At 60.5% G+C, this 17,767-nt stretch carries 20 protein-coding genes; 13 read left to right on the plus strand and 7 right to left on the minus strand.

Features of this window, described 5'->3' with window-relative positions; translation table 11 throughout:
• The first annotated feature begins 18 nt into the window (after positions 1–18).
• The 7 genes from ACZ5BO_RS27745 to ACZ5BO_RS27775 all read left to right on the plus strand — a co-directional run bounded on the left by ACZ5BO_RS27745 (position 19) and on the right by ACZ5BO_RS27775 (position 4,914).
• Positions 19–600: an Rnf-Nqr domain containing protein gene (locus ACZ5BO_RS27745; RefSeq protein ID WP_464697077.1), complete on the plus strand. Its 582-nt coding sequence runs from the start codon at positions 19–21 to the stop codon at positions 598–600.
• Positions 597–1,805, plus strand: a complete 1,209-nt coding sequence (gene rsxB, locus ACZ5BO_RS27750; RefSeq protein WP_464697078.1) for an electron transport complex subunit RsxB — start codon at positions 597–599, stop codon at positions 1,803–1,805. Before ACZ5BO_RS27745 ends, rsxB begins: the two co-directional genes overlap by 4 nt.
• Entirely contained in the window at positions 1,792–2,784 is a 993-nt protein-coding gene (locus tag ACZ5BO_RS27755; RefSeq protein WP_025129658.1) for an RnfABCDGE type electron transport complex subunit D, read from the plus strand. Before rsxB ends, ACZ5BO_RS27755 begins: the two co-directional genes overlap by 14 nt.
• The gene (locus ACZ5BO_RS27760) at positions 2,781–3,392 is read left to right on the plus strand and encodes an RnfABCDGE type electron transport complex subunit G (protein ID WP_025129657.1); all 612 of its coding nucleotides are present in this window, start codon (positions 2,781–2,783) and stop codon (positions 3,390–3,392) included. The genes ACZ5BO_RS27755 and ACZ5BO_RS27760 overlap by 4 nt, the downstream gene beginning before the upstream one ends.
• Positions 3,385–3,981 carry an Rnf-Nqr domain containing protein gene (locus tag ACZ5BO_RS27765; RefSeq protein WP_025129656.1) on the plus strand — a complete coding sequence of 199 codons (597 nt, stop codon included), beginning with the start codon at positions 3,385–3,387 and terminating at the stop codon, positions 3,979–3,981. Before ACZ5BO_RS27760 ends, ACZ5BO_RS27765 begins: the two co-directional genes overlap by 8 nt.
• A 7-nt stretch (positions 3,982–3,988) precedes the next feature.
• Positions 3,989–4,627 carry an endonuclease III gene (nth, locus tag ACZ5BO_RS27770; protein WP_025129655.1) on the plus strand — a complete coding sequence of 213 codons (639 nt, stop codon included), beginning with the start codon at positions 3,989–3,991 and terminating at the stop codon, positions 4,625–4,627.
• Positions 4,628–4,734: 107 nt separating this feature from the next.
• Positions 4,735–4,914 (plus strand): PA3496 family putative envelope integrity protein, encoded by a 180-nt coding sequence (locus ACZ5BO_RS27775; protein WP_025129654.1) that lies wholly within the window; start codon positions 4,735–4,737, stop codon positions 4,912–4,914.
• Positions 4,915–5,058: 144 nt separating this feature from the next.
• Here ACZ5BO_RS27775 and ACZ5BO_RS27780 read toward each other — a convergent pair whose 3' ends face one another.
• The 3 genes from ACZ5BO_RS27780 to ACZ5BO_RS27790 all read right to left on the minus strand — a co-directional run bounded on the left by ACZ5BO_RS27780 (position 5,059) and on the right by ACZ5BO_RS27790 (position 8,332).
• The gene (locus tag ACZ5BO_RS27780; RefSeq protein ID WP_025129653.1) at positions 5,059–5,685 is read right to left on the minus strand and encodes a response regulator transcription factor; all 627 of its coding nucleotides are present in this window, start codon (positions 5,683–5,685) and stop codon (positions 5,059–5,061) included.
• 385 nt (positions 5,686–6,070) lie between these two features.
• Positions 6,071–7,288 carry an argininosuccinate synthase gene (locus ACZ5BO_RS27785; RefSeq protein WP_025129652.1) on the minus strand — a complete coding sequence of 406 codons (1,218 nt, stop codon included), beginning with the start codon at positions 7,286–7,288 and terminating at the stop codon, positions 6,071–6,073.
• A 129-nt stretch (positions 7,289–7,417) separates the two neighbouring features.
• Entirely contained in the window at positions 7,418–8,332 is a 915-nt protein-coding gene (locus ACZ5BO_RS27790) for a flagellar protein MotY (protein WP_025129651.1), read from the minus strand.
• A 155-nt stretch (positions 8,333–8,487) separates the two neighbouring features.
• On the opposite strand from ACZ5BO_RS27790, the gene pyrC reads away from it, so the two are divergent.
• Both pyrC and rnt read left to right on the plus strand, forming a co-directional pair.
• On the plus strand, positions 8,488–9,534 hold the full coding sequence (gene pyrC / locus ACZ5BO_RS27795) for a dihydroorotase (RefSeq protein WP_025129650.1): 1,047 nt from the start codon (positions 8,488–8,490) through the stop codon (positions 9,532–9,534).
• Positions 9,531–10,202, plus strand: coding sequence for a ribonuclease T (gene rnt, locus ACZ5BO_RS27800; protein WP_011063110.1), 672 nt, complete (start codon positions 9,531–9,533; stop codon positions 10,200–10,202). Before pyrC ends, rnt begins: the two co-directional genes overlap by 4 nt.
• A gap of 70 nt (positions 10,203–10,272) precedes the next feature.
• Here the strand turns inward: rnt and ACZ5BO_RS27805 are convergent, their stop codons facing one another.
• The gene (locus ACZ5BO_RS27805; protein ID WP_007922432.1) at positions 10,273–10,875 is read right to left on the minus strand and encodes a peroxiredoxin; all 603 of its coding nucleotides are present in this window, start codon (positions 10,873–10,875) and stop codon (positions 10,273–10,275) included.
• 324 nt (positions 10,876–11,199) lie between these two features.
• Here ACZ5BO_RS27805 and ACZ5BO_RS27810 point away from each other — a divergent pair, with 324 nt between their 5' ends.
• Positions 11,200–11,418, plus strand: a complete 219-nt coding sequence (locus ACZ5BO_RS27810) for a bacterioferritin-associated ferredoxin (protein ID WP_011063112.1) — start codon at positions 11,200–11,202, stop codon at positions 11,416–11,418.
• A 212-nt stretch (positions 11,419–11,630) separates the two neighbouring features.
• Positions 11,631–12,104 carry a bacterioferritin gene (gene bfr, locus ACZ5BO_RS27815; RefSeq protein WP_025129649.1) on the plus strand — a complete coding sequence of 158 codons (474 nt, stop codon included), beginning with the start codon at positions 11,631–11,633 and terminating at the stop codon, positions 12,102–12,104.
• A 205-nt stretch (positions 12,105–12,309) separates the two neighbouring features.
• On the opposite strand, the gene grxD is transcribed toward bfr, so the two are convergent.
• From grxD to ACZ5BO_RS27830, 3 genes are all read right to left on the minus strand, one after another.
• On the minus strand, positions 12,310–12,648 hold the full coding sequence (gene grxD, locus ACZ5BO_RS27820) for a Grx4 family monothiol glutaredoxin (RefSeq protein WP_025129648.1): 339 nt from the start codon (positions 12,646–12,648) through the stop codon (positions 12,310–12,312).
• Between the two features lie 96 nt (positions 12,649–12,744).
• Positions 12,745–14,853 (minus strand): molybdopterin oxidoreductase family protein, encoded by a 2,109-nt coding sequence (locus tag ACZ5BO_RS27825; protein WP_464697079.1) that lies wholly within the window; start codon positions 14,851–14,853, stop codon positions 12,745–12,747.
• Positions 14,854–14,988: 135 nt separating this feature from the next.
• Positions 14,989–15,279, minus strand: a complete 291-nt coding sequence (locus ACZ5BO_RS27830; protein ID WP_464697080.1) for a hypothetical protein — start codon at positions 15,277–15,279, stop codon at positions 14,989–14,991.
• Positions 15,280–15,693: 414 nt separating this feature from the next.
• Here ACZ5BO_RS27830 and argF point away from each other — a divergent pair, with 414 nt between their 5' ends.
• Positions 15,694–16,614 (plus strand): ornithine carbamoyltransferase, encoded by a 921-nt coding sequence (argF, locus tag ACZ5BO_RS27835; protein ID WP_025129645.1) that lies wholly within the window; start codon positions 15,694–15,696, stop codon positions 16,612–16,614.
• Positions 16,611–17,720 carry an ABC transporter ATP-binding protein gene (locus ACZ5BO_RS27840; protein WP_025129644.1) on the plus strand — a complete coding sequence of 370 codons (1,110 nt, stop codon included), beginning with the start codon at positions 16,611–16,613 and terminating at the stop codon, positions 17,718–17,720. Before argF ends, ACZ5BO_RS27840 begins: the two co-directional genes overlap by 4 nt.
• Positions 17,721–17,767 lie beyond the last annotated feature (47 nt).

A 17,767-nucleotide genomic window follows, 5' to 3' on the forward strand; every position in this document is an offset into this window, starting at 1 on the left:
CTCGCCCCGGCACCGATCATGACCCATCTCCTGCTCACCCTTGTCAGCACCGCCCTGATCAACAATTTCGTGTTGCAGTGGCCGCTGGGCGTCGATCCACTGCTGCAAACGCCTGCTGGCACGGCTCGGCAGCGGGTCCACGCCCTGGGCCTGGCCACCACGGTGTTGATGCTGATCAGCGGTGTCCTCGGCCATGCCCTTTATCGTGGGCTGCTGCTGCCATGGGGGCTGGAATCCCTGCAGTTGTTCGTCTGGCTGCCTTTGAGTGTCCTGTTGATCAAGCCACTGCTGGAGTTGCTGGCCCGGGCCTTGCCCAAGCTGGCGTTCGACGGACTCTGGCCGCTGCTGCTGGGGAATGCCGGAATGCTCGGGCTGTTGCTGTTCGCCGCTCGGGACAACCTTGACCTGGCCACCGTCGCCGCCATGAGCCTGGGGGCGGGGCTGGGTTTCTGGCTGGTACTGAGCCTGTTCAGCGATCTGCGCCAGCGTATTTCCAACAACGATGTTCCGCTGCCCTGGCGCGGCCTGCCGATCGACCTGATCAGCGCCGGCCTGCTGGCAGTGGCGTTCCTCGGTTTCAACGGACTGATCAAAACATGAGTCTGATTCAACGCATCGATGCGCTCCTGCCCCAGACCCAGTGCGGCAAGTGCGGCCATCCCGGATGCAAGCCCTACGCCCAGGGCATCGCCAACGGCGAGGCCATCAACAAGTGCCCGCCCGGCGGCCGGGAAACCATCGCCGGGCTGGCCCAACTGCTCAAGCTGCCCGTGCTGGAACTGGATCACAGCCGCGGCGAAGCCCCGGCGCAGATCGCCCATATCCGCGAAGCCGAATGCATCGGCTGTACCAAGTGCATTCAGGCCTGTCCGGTGGACGCCATTGTCGGCGCGGCGAAACTGATGCACACCGTACTCATCGACGAGTGCACCGGCTGCGACCTGTGCGTGGCGCCCTGCCCGGTGGACTGCATCGACATGCTTCCCCTGCCTGCCGCTTCCAAGGTAATGCCAATTGTCGGCGGCCTCGCCAACAGCACCGAGCAGTTGCAGGCCCGAGCCGCCAAACGCGATCACGCCCGACGTCGCTTCGAGCAACGCAATGACCGCCTGCAACGGGAAGAAGCCCGGCGCCTGGCCGAACGCCAGGCCCGAGCGCAACGTGCCACCCAGACGGACAACAACAGCCACAACCCGGTCCAGGCGGCTATTGAGCGGGTTCGCGCTCAGAAAGCCGCAGCAGCCGATGCGGCGTTGAAAAAAGCCAAGATCGAAGTGGCCATGAGCCGAGCGCAGTTGAACAAGTCCCTCAAGGCCTTTGGTCACCCCCCCACCTTCGAACAGCAGACGCAACTGGTCAGCCTGCAACGCCAGTTTGAAGCCGCCGAGGCTGCGTTGGCCCAGCTCGAGGCCGAGGCGCCCCCTGCACCGCCACCAACAGCCGGCGATGCCAATCTCAAGCGCGCGAAGATCCAGCTGGCAACGCGCCGCGCCGAGCTGAAAAAAGCCCAGGCCGCCGAGGCTTCGAGCGCCGAACTGGAGGTCCTGAGCACTGCCTTGGCTGCGGCCGAGCAGGCGCTGCACGCCGCCGAGGCCGCCAGTGGAAAACCGGCACCGGTACTCACCCGGATCGACAAGCGCCCGATCGATCCACACTTGCGGCAGTTGAAAACCCAACTGGCCTATGCCCGCGCCGACCTGAACAAGCTTCAGCGTCAGGCTGACACCAGTGCCGAGCAACTGGCCCAGGCCCAGGCCCGCCTGAGTGAAATCGAGCGCCAGGTAAATGATCATGCTCCTAGCTGACGGAGTCGACCCACGCCTGCGCCAGGCCATGCAGCGAGTGCTGCTGGCCACCACGCCAGGGCTGTTGATACTCCTGTGGCTGTACGCTTGGGGCCCCTTGCTCAACCTGCTGCTGGCAATCAGTGGCGCCCTGGCCATGGAGGCGCTGATCCTGGTCCTGCGTCAACGCCCGCTGCTGCCCAGCCTTGGCGATGGCAGTGCGCTGGTCAGCGCCACCCTGCTGGCCTTGGCCTTGCCCCCCTACTGCCCCTGGTGGCTACCACTGAGCGCCGCCGCCAGCGCCATCCTCTTCGGCAAACAGCTGTACGGCGGTGTCGGCCAGAACCCCTTCAATCCGGCAATGCTCGGCTACGCCCTGGCCTTGCTGTGCTTCCCGCAATCGATGACCCACTGGCCCAGCGCTCATGCCCTGGACCTGTTCGCAGGCCTGCAGCAGGTCTTCGGCTTCGGCAGCGACCTGCAACCGGATGCCTGGGTCCAGGCCACGGCCCTGGACAGTCTGCGGATCAACAAGAGCCTGACCATCGACGAGCTTTTTGCCAGCAACGCCGCCTTTGGCCATCTCGGTGGCCGCGGTGCCGAATGGGTCAACCTCGGTTTCCTCGCGGGTGGACTGTTCCTGCTGCAACAACGGGTCATCAGTTGGCAGGCGCCAGTGGGCATGCTTGCCAGCCTGGCGCTGGTCAGCTTGCTGTGCTGGAACGGTTCGGGCTCCGACTCCCATGGCTCACCGCTGTTCCACCTGCTCAGTGGTGCCAGCATGCTCGGGGCATTCTTTATCGTCACCGAGCCGGTGTCCGGCCCCCGAGCGGCGAAGGCCCGCTTGCTGTTTGGCATGGGAGTCGGCCTGATCACCTACCTGATCCGCACCTGGGGCGGCTACCCGGACGGCGTTGCATTTGCCGTGGTACTGATGAACCTGGCGGTGCCTGCATTGGAGCGCCTCTGTGCAACGGACCAGGAAGGCACCCTTTCATGAAAAACCTGCGCGGCCTGATCCTGCTGCTGATGCTCGCCGCCCTCGGGGCGGGTGCCACCCTGTGGCTGGATCACGCCGCCGCGCCGCGGATCGCCGCCGAGCAAAGGGCCTTGCAGGCCCGCAAGTTCCTGGATCTGCTGCCCCCCGGCAGCTATGACAACCAGCCACTGGATCATCCGCTGCCCCTGGCCGATGTGCAGTTGGCCAACAGCCGCCTGCTCGATGGCTACCTGGCCACGCGCAGGGGCCAGCCCAGTGCATGGCTGTTGCGTAGCCAGGTCACCGGCTACGCCGGCCCTATCGAGCTGCTGATCGCCATTGACGGCAACGGGCGCCTGCTGGGCAGCAAGACCCTGAGGCAGGATGAAACCCCGGGACTCGGCGCGCGCATCGCCGAACAGCCCAATGCCTGGCTGCAAGGCTTTCTCGGCAAGTCCCGCAATGACCCGGGCGATACCGGCTGGGCCTTGAAAAAAGACAGCGGTCAATTCGATCAGATTGCCGGCGCCACCATCACTTCCCGCGCCGTGATCAGCGCCCTGCACGATGCCCTGCGCTACTTCGACGAGCACCACGAGCAACAGCTCCCGGGAGCACTCCATGAATAAGCCGCTGGCATTGCCTGGCCTGCTGATGCTTGCCCCGCTGATCGGGGCCACGGACACCTGGGTCAAGGCTCTGGGCATGACCCTGGCCTTTATCCTGATGATCTGCGCCTTCGGGGCCGGCATGCAGTTGCTGCGTGCGCATCTCGAAGTGCGCCGCCAAGGGCTCGCCAGCCTGCTGCTCAGCGCCACCCTCGGCAGTTGCCTGTGGCTGGCCATGCAGGCCTGGAGTTATGAATTGCATCAGCAACTCAGCCTGTATCTTGGCCTGCTGGCCCTGCAATGCGTGATAGTGGAGCAGGCGGGGTTGTTCCAGCACCCAGACCGTCTGCGCCTGGCCAGCGGCTTCTGTAGTGCGTTGATCCTGCTCGGAGCCCTGCGCGAACTACTGGGTACAGGCGCCCTGGGCAGCCACCTGGGTTGGCTCGCCGGCCTGCCTGGTGATGGCAGCGGCTGGGTCCTGCTGCCGGAAGGCGGATTGCGCCTGCTGACCCTGGCCCCCGGGGGTTTTATCCTGTTGGGCCTGATAGTGGCCGCCAAGCAGGCCTGGGCCCCCTCATCGCCCCTCAACCGACCGCCTTCGAGGAAATGAACCACCCATGAATGCTGCCAAACGCCTGGAAATCTTTCGTCGGCTTCACGAAGACAACCCCGAACCGAAAACCGAACTGGCCTATTCCTCGCCGTTCGAGCTGCTGATCGCGGTGATTCTCTCCGCGCAATCGACCGACGTCGGGGTCAACAAGGCGACCGCCAAACTCTTCCCCGTGGCCAACACCCCTTCGGCAATCTACGCCCTGGGCGTCGAAGGCCTGTCCGAGTACATCAAGACCATCGGCCTGTACAACAGCAAGGCGAAAAACGTCATCGAGACCTGCCGCCTGCTGGTGGAGCGCCACAACAGCGAAGTGCCCCAGACCCGAGAGGAGCTCGAAGCCCTGCCAGGGGTCGGCCGCAAGACCGCCAACGTGGTACTCAACACCGCATTCCGGCAACTGACCATGGCGGTGGACACCCATATTTTCCGAGTCAGCAACCGCACCGGGCTGGCGCCGGGAAAGAACGTGGTGGAAGTTGAAAACAAACTGATGAAGTTCGTGCCCAAGGAGTTTTTGCTGGATTCCCATCATTGGCTGATCCTGCACGGACGCTATGTCTGCCTGGCCCGCAAGCCCCGCTGTGGCAGCTGTCGAATCGAAGACCTGTGCGAATACAAGCAGAAGACTTCTGACGATTGACTGAGCATTGATTTTATTGATGAGTCGATTGAAAAAATCTTTTTTACCCGCCAGGAGAATATCGATATAAGGAGCGCCAATGGCAGTCTTAGCCTGGAGTTGAACCTATGAGCACTGGCAAAGAACAACTGGACGCGGAAGACGACTTCGTAGCGGCTGAAACTGATGACGCCGAACCGGTAGTCGAAGTGGCAAAGACCAATCTGAGCAAACGCCGAACCATCGACAATCTCTTGGAAGAGCGGCGCTTGCAAAAGCAACTGGCCGACTACGACTTTGATCTCTAGTCGCAAAAAAACCTCCCAGTGGAGGTTTTTTTGTACCTTGTGTTCCTTGGAGCCTGGCCGGTCGGCGCGCTTGCCTGACCGACCATAAAGCCACTGAAACGGCCCGCTCCTCTCACCGTTTCAGTGCGGCCCCAGACTAGCGACTCAGACCAATTGATGCCGCTGGGCAAACTCGATCAGATCGACCAATGAACGAGCATTGAGCTTGGCCAACAACCGGCGCTTGTAGGTACTGACGGTCTTGTTGCTCAGGCACAGCCCCTCGGCAATTTCCTTGTTGCTCATGCCATTGGTGAGCTGCTTCAAGACAATCAACTCACGTCCCGAAAGAAGTTCAATCATTTCTGCCTCGCTACTGACGCCCTGGCTTGAACGAAACGTGTGCAGGGCTTCATTGGGAAAGTAGCTGTACCCCGCCAGTACCGCACGTACGGCACTGATCAGCTCGGTGATGTCCTGCTGCTTGCACACATAACCGGCGGCTCCGGCCTGCATGCAACGCATGGAAAAAGGCCCCGGAACTTGCAAGGTCAGCACCAGGATCTTGATCGGCAATCCCCTTTGCATCAGCCGCGTTATAACTTCAAGCCCGTCGAGTTGTGGCAACCCGATATCCAGGATCAAGATATCGGGAACGTATTCAAGAGCCAACTTCAGTGCATCCGTGCCGTTGTCTGCCTCGGCAACTACTTCGAAACCATGACGCTCCATCAACATGCGCACAGCCAACCGAATAACCGGGTGATCATCCACGATCAATACTCTTTTCATAGGTCCATCCAAGTCCTGAGAGTTATTTTTAGAGCCAGCACAATACCCCAGGGAAATGACCCTGGCACCGTTAAACACTGGGCTACGGCCCTACGAGGACTATCCTTACAAACAATACCGAATTGCCTTACAAAATAATTTAGGCAATGGCCATTCAACTTGATTAGCGCTTAGGATTAATCGCCTAGCAAACTACTTTCCGTACTAAAAACCCAACCATCAATAATAACTTTCAGTAATCGACCCGACTATCTAAGTAGCCGACAGGCCAACTCCCTTTCGACTTTCACAAACAACTCACTGGGCAATGAAAACCGTGAATGCAGTTAACGCGGGCAAAAAAAAGCCCCGCTGCTAGCGGGGCTTCCTTGAATCACTCAACGCATCAGACCAGGGTCCGACCCTTGTTCGCAGCAATACGCATGCGCAGGGCATTCAGCTTGATGAAGCCCGCTGCGTCCGCCTGGTTGTAGGCGCCGCCGTCTTCTTCAAAGGTGGCGATGTTGGCATCAAACAGCGACTGATCGGACTTGCGACCGGTAACGATCACGTTGCCTTTATACAGCTTCAGGCGGACCACGCCGTTCACATGGGCCTGGGAGGCGTCGATCATCTGCTGCAGCATCAGACGCTCCGGGCTCCACCAGTAGCCGGTGTAGATCAGGCTGGCGTACTTGGGCATCAACTCATCTTTGAGGTGAGCCACTTCACGGTCCAGGGTGATGGATTCAATGGCACGGTGAGCGCGCAGCATGATAGTGCCGCCTGGGGTTTCGTAGCAGCCACGGGACTTCATGCCCACGTAACGGTTCTCGACGATGTCGAGACGGCCGATACCGTGTTCACCACCGATACGGTTCAGGGTCGCCAGCACGGTGGCCGGGGTCATTTCGACACCGTCCAGTGCGACGATGTCGCCGTTGCGGTAGGTCAGTTCCAGGTACTGCGGGGTGTCAGGCGCATTCTCCGGAGAGACGGTCCAACGCCACATGTCTTCTTCGTGCTCGGTCCAGGTGTCTTCCAGCACGCCACCTTCATAGGAGATGTGCAGCAGGTTGGCATCCATCGAGTACGGGGATTTCTTCTTGCCGTGACGCTCGATCGGGATCGCGTGCTTCTCGGCATAGTCCATCAGCTTCTCGCGGGACAGCAGGTCCCACTCGCGCCATGGAGCAATGACCTTGACGCCTGGCTTCAAGGCATAGGCGCCCAGTTCGAAACGAACCTGGTCGTTGCCCTTGCCGGTCGCGCCATGGGAAATGGCGTCAGCGCCAGTTTCGTTGGCAATCTCGATCAAACGCTTGGCGATCAGCGGGCGAGCGATGGAGGTACCCAGCAGGTACTCGCCTTCATAAACGGTGTTGGCACGGAACATCGGGAAAACGAAATCGCGCACGAATTCTTCGCGCAGGTCGTCAATGTAGATCTCTTTCACGCCCATGGCTTGCGCCTTGGCACGTGCAGGCTCGACTTCTTCGCCCTGACCCAGGTCAGCGGTGAAGGTCACCACTTCACAGTTATAAGTATCCTGCAGCCACTTGAGGATCACCGAAGTGTCCAGGCCGCCGGAATACGCGAGAACGACCTTGTTTACGTCGGCCATGCCATCACTCCACGGGGTTGTACGGAAAGCCGCCAAGTCTACCGATCCACGCGGATAATTTACAGAGGCGCGACAGCTTAAGACGACCAGGCGACAGATTATGTCGAACGCGCGACGACGACCGCCTTGTCAGGAAGTCGCCGCGGCACTGGAACCGGAGGCAGCCTGAGGCGCGGGAGCCGGTTTTTCGGTTGGGGCGACCCGCTCCAGATGCACATTGACCCGGCGGTTCTTCGCCCGGTTCGCAGCATTGGTATTGGGCGCCAGGGGATAGCGCTCGCCATGAAAGCGCACCACGATCTGATTTTCCGTCAGGCCATTGGCCTTGAAGAACTCCATCACTGCCAGGGCGCGTCGACGAGACAGGTCGCGATTGGTCAGGCGGTTGCCACTGTTGTCCGAGTGGCCGTCCAACTCGACGTGATTGACCGTCGGGTCTGCCTTGATGAAGTCCACCATCACCTGCAACTTGGCCTTGGCCCGGGCATCCAGGTCAATGCCGCCTCCCGGGAAGCCGATCTCGGCCTGTTTGACCTGCTCGTAGTTCATCGGCAGCAGCTTGGCCATGCATCCTTGATAGTCGCTATAGGCCTTGCTGAACTTCACTGGCAGCAGGCGCACCTCGGAAATGCCACCCTCACGGGAGTAGTGGCGAACAACCGGGCTGCGCCCCTCCAGCAGCCCCATAATCAAGCGTCCCGCCTGCATCTGGCTGCTGTTGAACAACACCCCGTCGGTACCGGCCTTGACCGCTCCGAGGTTGATATCACTACGCCCCGGCTGCCAGGGCGCCGCCGCCGCCAGCAGCGTCGCAGAGCCCCCCGCCTGCATCGGGTTGAAGCTCTTGAGACGGAAAATCGCCTGCTCACCGGCGCGGCGAACGAATTCGCCGGAACCGAAATCGGTGACCGGTTGAATCAGGCGGCACTCGAATTTATCGCCTTCGACCGTCCACTCAATGCTCTCCAGACGCGTCTGGAAAGTGAGAGCCATCGCGGGCAGGCTGGCAAACACACTGAGCAAGGCTAGATAACGCTGGCGCACGGGAGGCTCCACTGACGTGTACTACAAAAATTCTACAGGCGTTATTACGCCATACCTTCGGGATATCGGTTGCTCGTCGCAAAACTTGATAGCGAGTGCCTGGAAGAGTCTTTTCCGGTAGCATTCCCCCGAGTTTTACCCGCCTGGAACCTCCAATGTCCGACCGCCTGACCCTGCTGCGTCCCGACGACTGGCATATTCATCTTCGCGATGGTGCCGTGTTGCCCAATACAGTCGCAGATGTCGCGCGCACCTTTGGCCGCGCCATCATCATGCCCAACCTGGTACCTCCGGTGCGCAACGCCGCGGAAGCCGATGCCTATCGCCAGCGCATTCTCGCTGCGCGCCCGGCCGGTAGCCGCTTCGAGCCGCTGATGGTGCTCTACCTGACCGACCGCACCCAACCGGACGAGATCCGCGCAGCCAAGGCCAGCGGTTTCGTGCACGCCGCCAAGCTGTACCCGGCGGGCGCGACCACCAACTCGGATTCGGGCGTGACCAGCATCGACAAGATCTTCCCGGTACTCGAGGCCATGGATGAAGTCGGTCTGCCGCTGTTGATCCACGGCGAAGTGACCCGCGGTGACGTCGACGTCTTCGATCGCGAAAAAATCTTCATCGATGAACACATGCGCCGTGTGGTCGAACGCTTCCCCAACCTGAAGGTGGTGTTCGAACACATCACCACCGGTGAGGCCGTACAGTTCGTCAAGGAAGCTTCGGCCAACGTCGGTGCCACCATCACCGCGCACCACCTTTTGTACAACCGCAATCACATGCTGGTGGGCGGTATCCGCCCGCACTTCTATTGCCTGCCGATCCTCAAGCGCAACACCCACCAGGAAGCCCTGCTGGATGCGGCCACCAGCGGCAACCAGAAGTTCTTCCTCGGCACCGACTCGGCACCTCATGCCCAGCATGCCAAGGAAGCCGCCTGCGGCTGTGCCGGCTGCTACAGCGCCTATGCAGCCATCGAGCTGTACGCCGAAGCCTTCGAACAGCGCAACGCCCTGGACCAGCTGGAAGCCTTTGCCAGCCTCAACGGCCCGCGCTTCTATGGCCTGCCGGCCAATACTGATCGCATCACCCTGGTTCGTGAAGAATGGACCGCCCCTGCCAGCCTGCCATTCGGCGAGCTGACTGTCATTCCGCTGCGCGCCGGAGAAAAACTGCGCTGGCGCCTGCTGGAGGATCACTCGTGAGTGACGACCATTTCGACGACGAACAAGAAGGTAGCAGCGGCGGCCCCCGCCATCCCATGGCGGCGCGTTTTCGCGGCTACCTGCCGGTAGTCGTCGACGTTGAGACCGGTGGTTTCAACTCGGCCACCGACGCCTTGCTGGAAATTGCCGCCACCACCATCGGCATGGATGAAAAGGGGTTCGTGTTCCCGGAACACACCTACTTCTTCCGGGTCGAGCCGTTTGAAGGCGCGAATATCGAAGCCGCAGCCCTGGAGTTCACCGGGATCAAGCTCGACCATCCGCTGCGCATGGCCGTCAGTGAAGAAACCGCCCTCACCGATATTTTCCGCGGGGTGCGCAAGGCACTGAAGGCCAATGGCTGCAAACGCGCCATCCTGGTAGGTCACAACAGCAGCTTCGACCTGGGCTTCCTCAACGCCGCCGTGGCGCGCCTGGACATGAAGCGCAACCCGTTCCACCCGTTCTCCAGCTTCGACACCGCCACCCTGGCGGGCCTGGCTTACGGTCAGACCGTCCTGGCCAAGGCATGCCAAAGCGCAGACATCGACTTCGACGGTCGTGAGGCCCACTCGGCCCGCTACGACACCGAGAAGACCGCGGAGCTGTTCTGCGGCATCGTCAACCGCTGGAAGCAAATGGGCGGCTGGCAAGACTTCGACGATTGATTGCCAGCTCCAATCACCTGCATAAAAAAACCGGCCCTGAGGCCGGTTTTTTTATGCGTGAGGCTTGGCCTTACAGCTTGCCAGCGTTCTCGCTCAGGTAAGCAGCAACGCCTTCTGGCGAAGCGGTCATGCCCTTGTCGCCTTTCTTCCAGTTGGCAGGGCAGACTTCGCCGTGCTCTTCGTGGAATTGCAGAGCGTCAACCAGACGGATCAGCTCTTCCATGTTACGGCCCAACGGCAGGTCGTTGACGATCTGCGAACGCACAACACCCTTGTCGTCGATCAGGAACGCGCCACGGAAAGCCACGCCGCCTTCGGACTCTACGTCGTAGGCCTTGGCGATGTCGTGCTTCATGTCGGCAGCCATGATGTATTGAACCTGACCGATGCCACCGGCATTGATCGGGGTGTTGCGCCAGGCGTTGTGAGTGAAGTGCGAGTCGATCGATACAGCGATCACTTCGACGTTGCGCGCCTTGAAGTCAGCCATGCGGTGGTCCAGAGCGATCAGCTCGGACGGGCAAACGAAGGTGAAGTCCAGTGGGTAGAAGAACACCAGCCCGTATTTGCCTTTGATGGCCGAGGACAGGGTGAAGCTGTCGACGATTTCGCCATTGCCGAGAACGGCCGGAACGGTGAAGTCAGGGGCTTGTTTGCCTACGAGTACGCTCATTGGATATCTCCTGGTGTGGACGTAGTAAATGAAGAAGGGGATTGGCCTCGAGTCTGCCACGCTGATGCGACAGCCCCATGACGCGACCCCGCTTCGCAAGGACCGACCATCATACACGGCGTTTTTGAGCTGTCCTTAGTGGTTTTTCTTCAGGCCGGCCTGCAAAGCGAAAAATGCGAATGATCTGTCATTAATGGCAAGAAAAGCCGTTCGTCACCCCGGTAAGAATCAGCAACAAAGGCCGTCGAAACCACTTTGACAATCATTCTCGTTAACATTAAGATCCATCGCAATTGAGCCCTAACCAGCGACGGTTCTCATCTTATGTATGTCTGCCTCTGCACCGGTGTCACCGACGGACAAATTCGCGAAGCCATCTATGAAGGTTGCTGCAGCTACCGCGAAGTGCGCCAGGCCACCGGCGTTGCCAGCCAATGCGGCAAATGTGCCTGCCTGGCCAAGCAAGTGGTTCGCGAAACCCTGACCGAATTGCAGAGCAGCCAAGCGGCAATCCCCTACCCTGTGGAATTTAATGTCGCCTGATTTGCCGAATAAACAGTAGCGTTTCAAACAACCGGACCTAGCGTCCGGTTTTTTTATGCCTGTAATTCAATCGCTTAGAGGCAAAACGCGGAACACAAACATTCTTATTCCGATTAATTTTCATATATTATTCAATAACTTAGGTTTGACAGTAATGTTTATGCGGCTCAGACTCTGCCCATCTTCCACTAATTAAAGGGCAGGACCCCATCATGAAAGGCGACATTACAGTCATCCAGCATCTCAATAAAATCCTTGCCAATGAACTGGTCGCGATCAATCAGTACTTCCTGCATGCACGCATGTATGAAGATTGGGGCCTGAACAAGCTGGGCAAGCACGAGTACCACGAGTCCATCGACGAGATGAAGCATGCGGACAAGCTAATCAAGCGCATCCTCTTCCTCGAAGGCCTGCCAAACGTTCAGGACCTGGGCAAGCTGCACATCGGCGAACACACCAAGGAAATGCTCGAGTGCGACCTGCGCATCGAGCGTACCGGCCACGCCGACCTCAAGGCAGCGATCGCTCACTGCGAATCGGTCAGTGACTTCGGCAGCCGTGAGCTGCTGGAAGATATCCTCGAATCCGAAGAAGAACATATCGACTGGCTGGAAACCCAATTGGGCCTGATCGATAAAGTAGGTATCGAGAACTATCTGCAATCGCAAATGGGTGACGAGTAACTTAACTCGTAATACCCAGGCAATAAAAAGCCCCGCCTCTCTTACGAGGGCGGGGCTTTTTTATTACGCGCTTATAGTGGCGTAACAGGCAGGAGCGCAATGTCGCAATTAAAACCCTGAGAATGACTAAAGATCCTTGCCGACTCTCAGGGCGTCACTCGCATCAAGCGCGATAGCGCTCGGCAGCTCCTGCAGACAACGTGACTCAGGCTTCGGTCTTGGCAGCGGCTTTTTCAGCAGCAGCCTTGACCAGGGTCTGCAGCTCACCATTGGCGAACATTTCCGCCATGATGTCGCTGCCGCCGACCAGCTCACCGCCCACCCACAGTTGCGGGAAGGTTGGCCAGTTGGCGTACTTGGGCAGGTTGGCGCGAATTTCCGGGTTCTGCAGGATGTCCACGTAAGCGAACTTCTCGCCACAGCCCATTACGGCCTGAGCGGCTTTCGCGGAGAAGCCACACTGTGGGGCATTCGGCGAGCCTTTCATGTAAAGCAGAATGGTGTTGTTGGCAATCTGCTCTTTAATAGTTTCGATGATATCCATGGAACACCTCGGCTGAACTTTCCGACTCTGTTGTCGGCACGGTGGCGCATTGTAACGGAATCCTGAGCGCCCTGCTCGGCCTCTCCGACAGACATCTCAGGCCGCCTCTACCCTGACCGGCACGCCATTCAACGCGGCGTTCCCCGACAAGGCATCGAGCTGACGCTCATCCGTCAGGTCATTGGCACTGCAACCCGGCTGCGCCGTGGCAATGCTCATGTACACACCCGGGCGCCCATGCCCCCACCCATGGGGCAGGCTCACCACCCCGGGCATCATTTCGCCACTGGCCAGTACCTCCACCTCCACCACTCCCACCCGGGAACTGATCCGCACCCGCTGGCCATCACTCAAGCCGCGCCGTGCCAGGTCTTGCGGATGCATCAACAGCTGGTGACGAGGCTTGCCCTTCACCAGGCGGTGATAGTTATGCATCCAGGAGTTGTTGCTGCGCACATGGCGGCGGCCGATCAACAACAATTCATCCACCGGCGGAGGGCCGAGCGCGGCAAACCGCTCCAGGTCCGCCATGATGGCGGCCGGCGCCGCTTGAATTCGTCGGTTCTCGGTCTTCAAGCGCCCCGCCAGATTCGGTTGCAGCGCTCCCAGATCGATCCCGTGAGGGTGCTGATCCAGGGTGGCCAGAGACAGCCGCAGCGGCGAGGCATCCCCATAGGGCCCGGCTCGCAAGCCCAGCTCGATCATTTGCGCAGGCGCGATGGTGGGCTTGAGCAGGCTTTGGGTTCGCGCGGCAAACGCCTGGGCCAGGCCAACAAATATTTCCCAGTCGTGCAAGGCGCCTTCGGGCTTGGGCAGGATCGCCCGGTTGAAACGGCTGACATTGCGCACCGCGAACAAATTGAACGTGGTGTCGTAGTGATCGTTCTCCAGGGCCGAGGTGGAGGGCAGGATCAGGTCCGCATAGCGCGTGGTCTCATTGATGTACAGGTCGATGCTGAGCATGAACTCCAGTCCGTCCAGGGCCTGCTCCAGCTGTCGACCATTGGGCGTGGACAGCACCGGGTTGCCCGCCACCGTGATCAGGGCCCGCACCTGCCCTTCACCCTCGGTCAGCATCTCCTCGGCCAAGGCCGAGACCGGCAGCTCGCCGCCGTACTCCGGAAGCCCGGACACCCGACTCTGCCAGGCATTGAAGTGACCGCCCGCGGTCGCGGCCACCAGGTCCACTGCCGGCGAAGTACACAGGGCTCCCCCCACCCGATCGAGATTCCCGGTCACCAGGTTGAGCAATTGCAGCAACCAGTGGCACAGCGTGCCGAACGCCTGGGTCGAGACCCCCATGCGCCCATAGCAGACCGCCTTGTCCGCCGAGGCAAAGTCCCGGGCCAGTTGGCGGATCTGCGGCGCCGGAATCGCACACAGCGGGCTCATGGCCTCAGCGGTGAAACGGCAAATGGCCTGGCGCACCTGCGCCAGACCGTCCACCTGCAGATGACTGTCGCGGGTCGGCCCTTCTTCGAAAATCGTGTTCAGCAGGCCAAACAGCAAGGCCACATCGCCCCCAGGCCGGACGAACAGGTGCTGATCAGCCATGGCTGCAGTCTCGCTGCGCCGGGGATCGACCACCACCACCTTGCCGCCACGGGCCTGGATCGCCTTCAAGCGTTTCTCCACATCCGGCACGGTCATGATGCTGCCGTTGGACGCCAGGGGATTGCCGCCGAGAATCAGCATGAAATCGGTGTGGTCGATGTCCGGAATCGGCAACAGCAAGCCATGGCCATACATCAGGTAGCTGGCCAGGTGCTGGGGCAACTGATCGACCGAAGTGGCGGAAAAGCGATTGCGAGTCTTGAGCAGGCCGAGAAAGTAATTGCTGTGGGTCATCAGCCCATAGTTGTGGACGCTGGGATTGCCCTGATAGGTCGCCACTGCATTATTGCCGTGGCGCTGCTGGATGCTCGCCAGGCGCTCGGCCACCAAAGCGAATGCCTCATCCCACTCGATGGGCTGCCACTCGTTGCCAACGCGCTGCATCGGTTGGCGCAAGCGATCCGGATCATTCTGGATATCCTGCAGGGCCACCGCCTTGGGGCAGATATGGCCACGGCTGAAGCTGTCCTCGGGGTCGCCCTTGATCGAGGTGATGCGCGGGCCGCTGCCCTGCTCCTCAGTGATTTCCAGGGTCAGGCCGCAAATGGCTTCACACAGGTGGCAGGCACGGTGATGGAGAGTCTTGGTCATGGCCAGTCTCTATTGTTTGAGGGCGGCCCGTATCCGGTCGCAGGGAGCAAAAACTATGGTGCCAGCCTGCAAGGGACGCCAGCGACGTTCGTCACATGAATTCTCCACCATCAGTCCCGACCATGATCGCGCCCTTCAGTTGGGCGGCAACCGTGGCGGCCCCTCCGAGGAAAGCAGCGCCGTCGAGTCGATGGGGCCCTGCTCCCCGTAGTTCCCCGCCAGCTCGGCGAGCAGTCGCCAATGCTCGTCCAGACCGGCACTGAGGGTCATCATCCGATCGATCATCTTGCGCGCCGCCGCGCGAGTCACCGGATCCTCACTGCGCAACAGCTCGAATGAGAACGCGGTGACCGAGGCGGTCATATCGGTGAGCGCTTGAGCCGTGAGCCCCAGCAGCGTCATCAGTTGTTGCTCTCTGGACTCCATTGCACACGCATCCCAGCCGCCGATTGGCCTTTATAACCTTCGCACTTTGCATTAGGAAATGTTTCAGATTAGCCACCTGCCGATCGCCTCGCCCCATGAACTCGGCTCACAGGTCAAAAAGCGACTGCAAGCGCCTTTCCAGCGCCGCGCTCGATTGCCAAGTCGCGTCGGGGCAGTGTACAAATGCCGGGCTGCTGTCCGGAAACTGGTCTCAAAAGTGCCAGCGCATTCGCGTCCTGGCCTCTCTGAATGCCCATAATCGATGTAGCACTATTGGTAAGACGCGACATTTAATTATAAGATCGCGCCTTCCCCTATTTCGTCGCCCCGTGCGGCTTTCGCCGCAGGTCCAGCCCGTTGTTCGAATAACAAGGCTTTGAGAATCTGCGGTCTGTTGCAAAAAGGTAGTTAATGATGAGCGCAAGGCACTTTCTCTCCCTGATGGATTGCACGCCCGATGAGCTGGTCAGTGTGATTCGTCGAGGCATCGAGCTGAAGGACCTGCGTAACCGCGGCGTACTCTTCGAGCCCTTGAAAAATCGTGTGCTCGGCATGATTTTCGAGAAGTCGTCGACCCGTACCCGACTGTCTTTCGAAGCCGGCATGATCCAGCTGGGCGGCCAAGCCATCTTCCTTTCGCCACGGGATACCCAACTGGGGCGCGGCGAGCCCATCGGCGACTGCGCCATCGTCATGTCGCGCATGCTCGACGCCGTGATGATCAGGACCTTCGCCCACAGCACCCTGACCGAGTTTGCGGCCAACTCCCGCGTACCGGTGATCAATGGCCTGTCCGATGACCTGCATCCCTGCCAACTGCTGGCCGACATGCAGACCTTCCTCGAGCACCGCGGCTCGATCCAGGGCAAGACCGTGGCCTGGATCGGCGACGGCAACAACATGTGCAACAGCTATATAGAAGCCTCCATCCAGTTCGACTTCCAACTGCGTATCGCCTGCCCCGAAGGCTATGAACCGAACCCGGCCTTTGTCGCCCAGGCCGGCGATCGCGTGACCATCGTCCGCGATCCTCGGCAAGCGGTGGCAGGCGCTCACCTGGTCAGCACCGATGTCTGGACCTCCATGGGCCAGGAAGAGGAAACCGCCAAGCGCCTGAAGCTGTTCGCACCGTTCCAGGTCAACCGCGCCCTGCTCGACCTCGCCGCCGAAGATGTACTGTTCATGCATTGCCTGCCCGCCCACCGTGGCGAGGAAATCAGCCTCGACCTGCTGGACGACCCTCGTTCAGTAGCTTGGGACCAGGCGGAAAACCGCCTCCACGCACAGAAGGCCCTGCTCGAGTTTCTTGTCGAGCCGGCGTACCACCACGCATGAGCCAACCCTTACTGCTGAACCTGCACAACCTCGCCTGCGGCTACCAGGACCAACGGGTCGTGCAGAACCTCAACCTGCACCTCAATGCCGGCGACATCGGTTGCCTGCTGGGCTCCTCGGGTTGTGGCAAGACCACCACCCTGCGTGCCATCGCCGGATTCGAGCCGGTACACGAAGGGGAAATCCAGCTGGCTGGCGAGACCATTTCCAGTGCCGGGTTCACCCTGGCACCGGAGAAGCGTCGGATCGGCATGGTGTTCCAGGACTACGCCCTGTTCCCGCACCTGAGCGTGGCCGATAACATTGCATTCGGCATCCGCAAGCACCCGCAGAAAGAGCGTGTGGTCGCCGAGCTGCTGGAACTGGTCAACCTGAAGAACCTTGGCCAGCGCTTCCCCCATGAGCTGTCCGGCGGCCAGCAGCAGCGAGTGGCCCTGGCCCGCGCCCTGGCACCGGAACCTCAACTGTTGCTGCTCGATGAACCCTTCTCCAACCTCGACGGTGAACTGCGGCGCAAGCTCAGCCACGAGGTGCGGGACATCCTCAAGGCTCGGGGCACCAGTGCGATCCTGGTGACCCACGACCAGGAGGAAGCCTTTGCCGTGAGCGATCAGGTCGGGGTATTCAAGGAGGGCCGGTTGGAACAGTGGGACACGCCCTACAACCTCTACCATGAACCGCAGACGCCCTTTGTCGCGAGCTTCATCGGCCAGGGCTACTTCATTCGAGGTCAGTTGAGCAGCCCGGAATCGGTGCAGACCGAGCTGGGCATGCTACAGGGCAATCGCGCCTATACCTGGCCAACGGGCGGCGCTGTGGATGTCCTGCTGCGTCCCGACGACATCGTCTACGCACCGGACAGCGCCTTGAAAGCACGGATCGTCGGCAAGACCTTCCTCGGCGCCTCGACCCTGTATCGCCTGCAACTGCCGACCGGCAGCCAGCTGGAATCGATTTTCCCCAGCCACGCCGACCATCAGGTTGGAGCAGACGTCGGCATCCGCGTGGCAGCCGAACACCTGGTGCTGTTCCAGGCCAGCGGCAGCACGGCAGCGCAGATCCCCCACAACGACTCGGGCGTGCGCCGCTACAGCAGCGCCCATTGAGCGTAATCGCCGGCAAGCCAGCTCCCACGGGAACCTGCTTGTCGGCG

It is taken from the genome of Pseudomonas sp. FFPRI_1, from assembly GCF_055384485.1.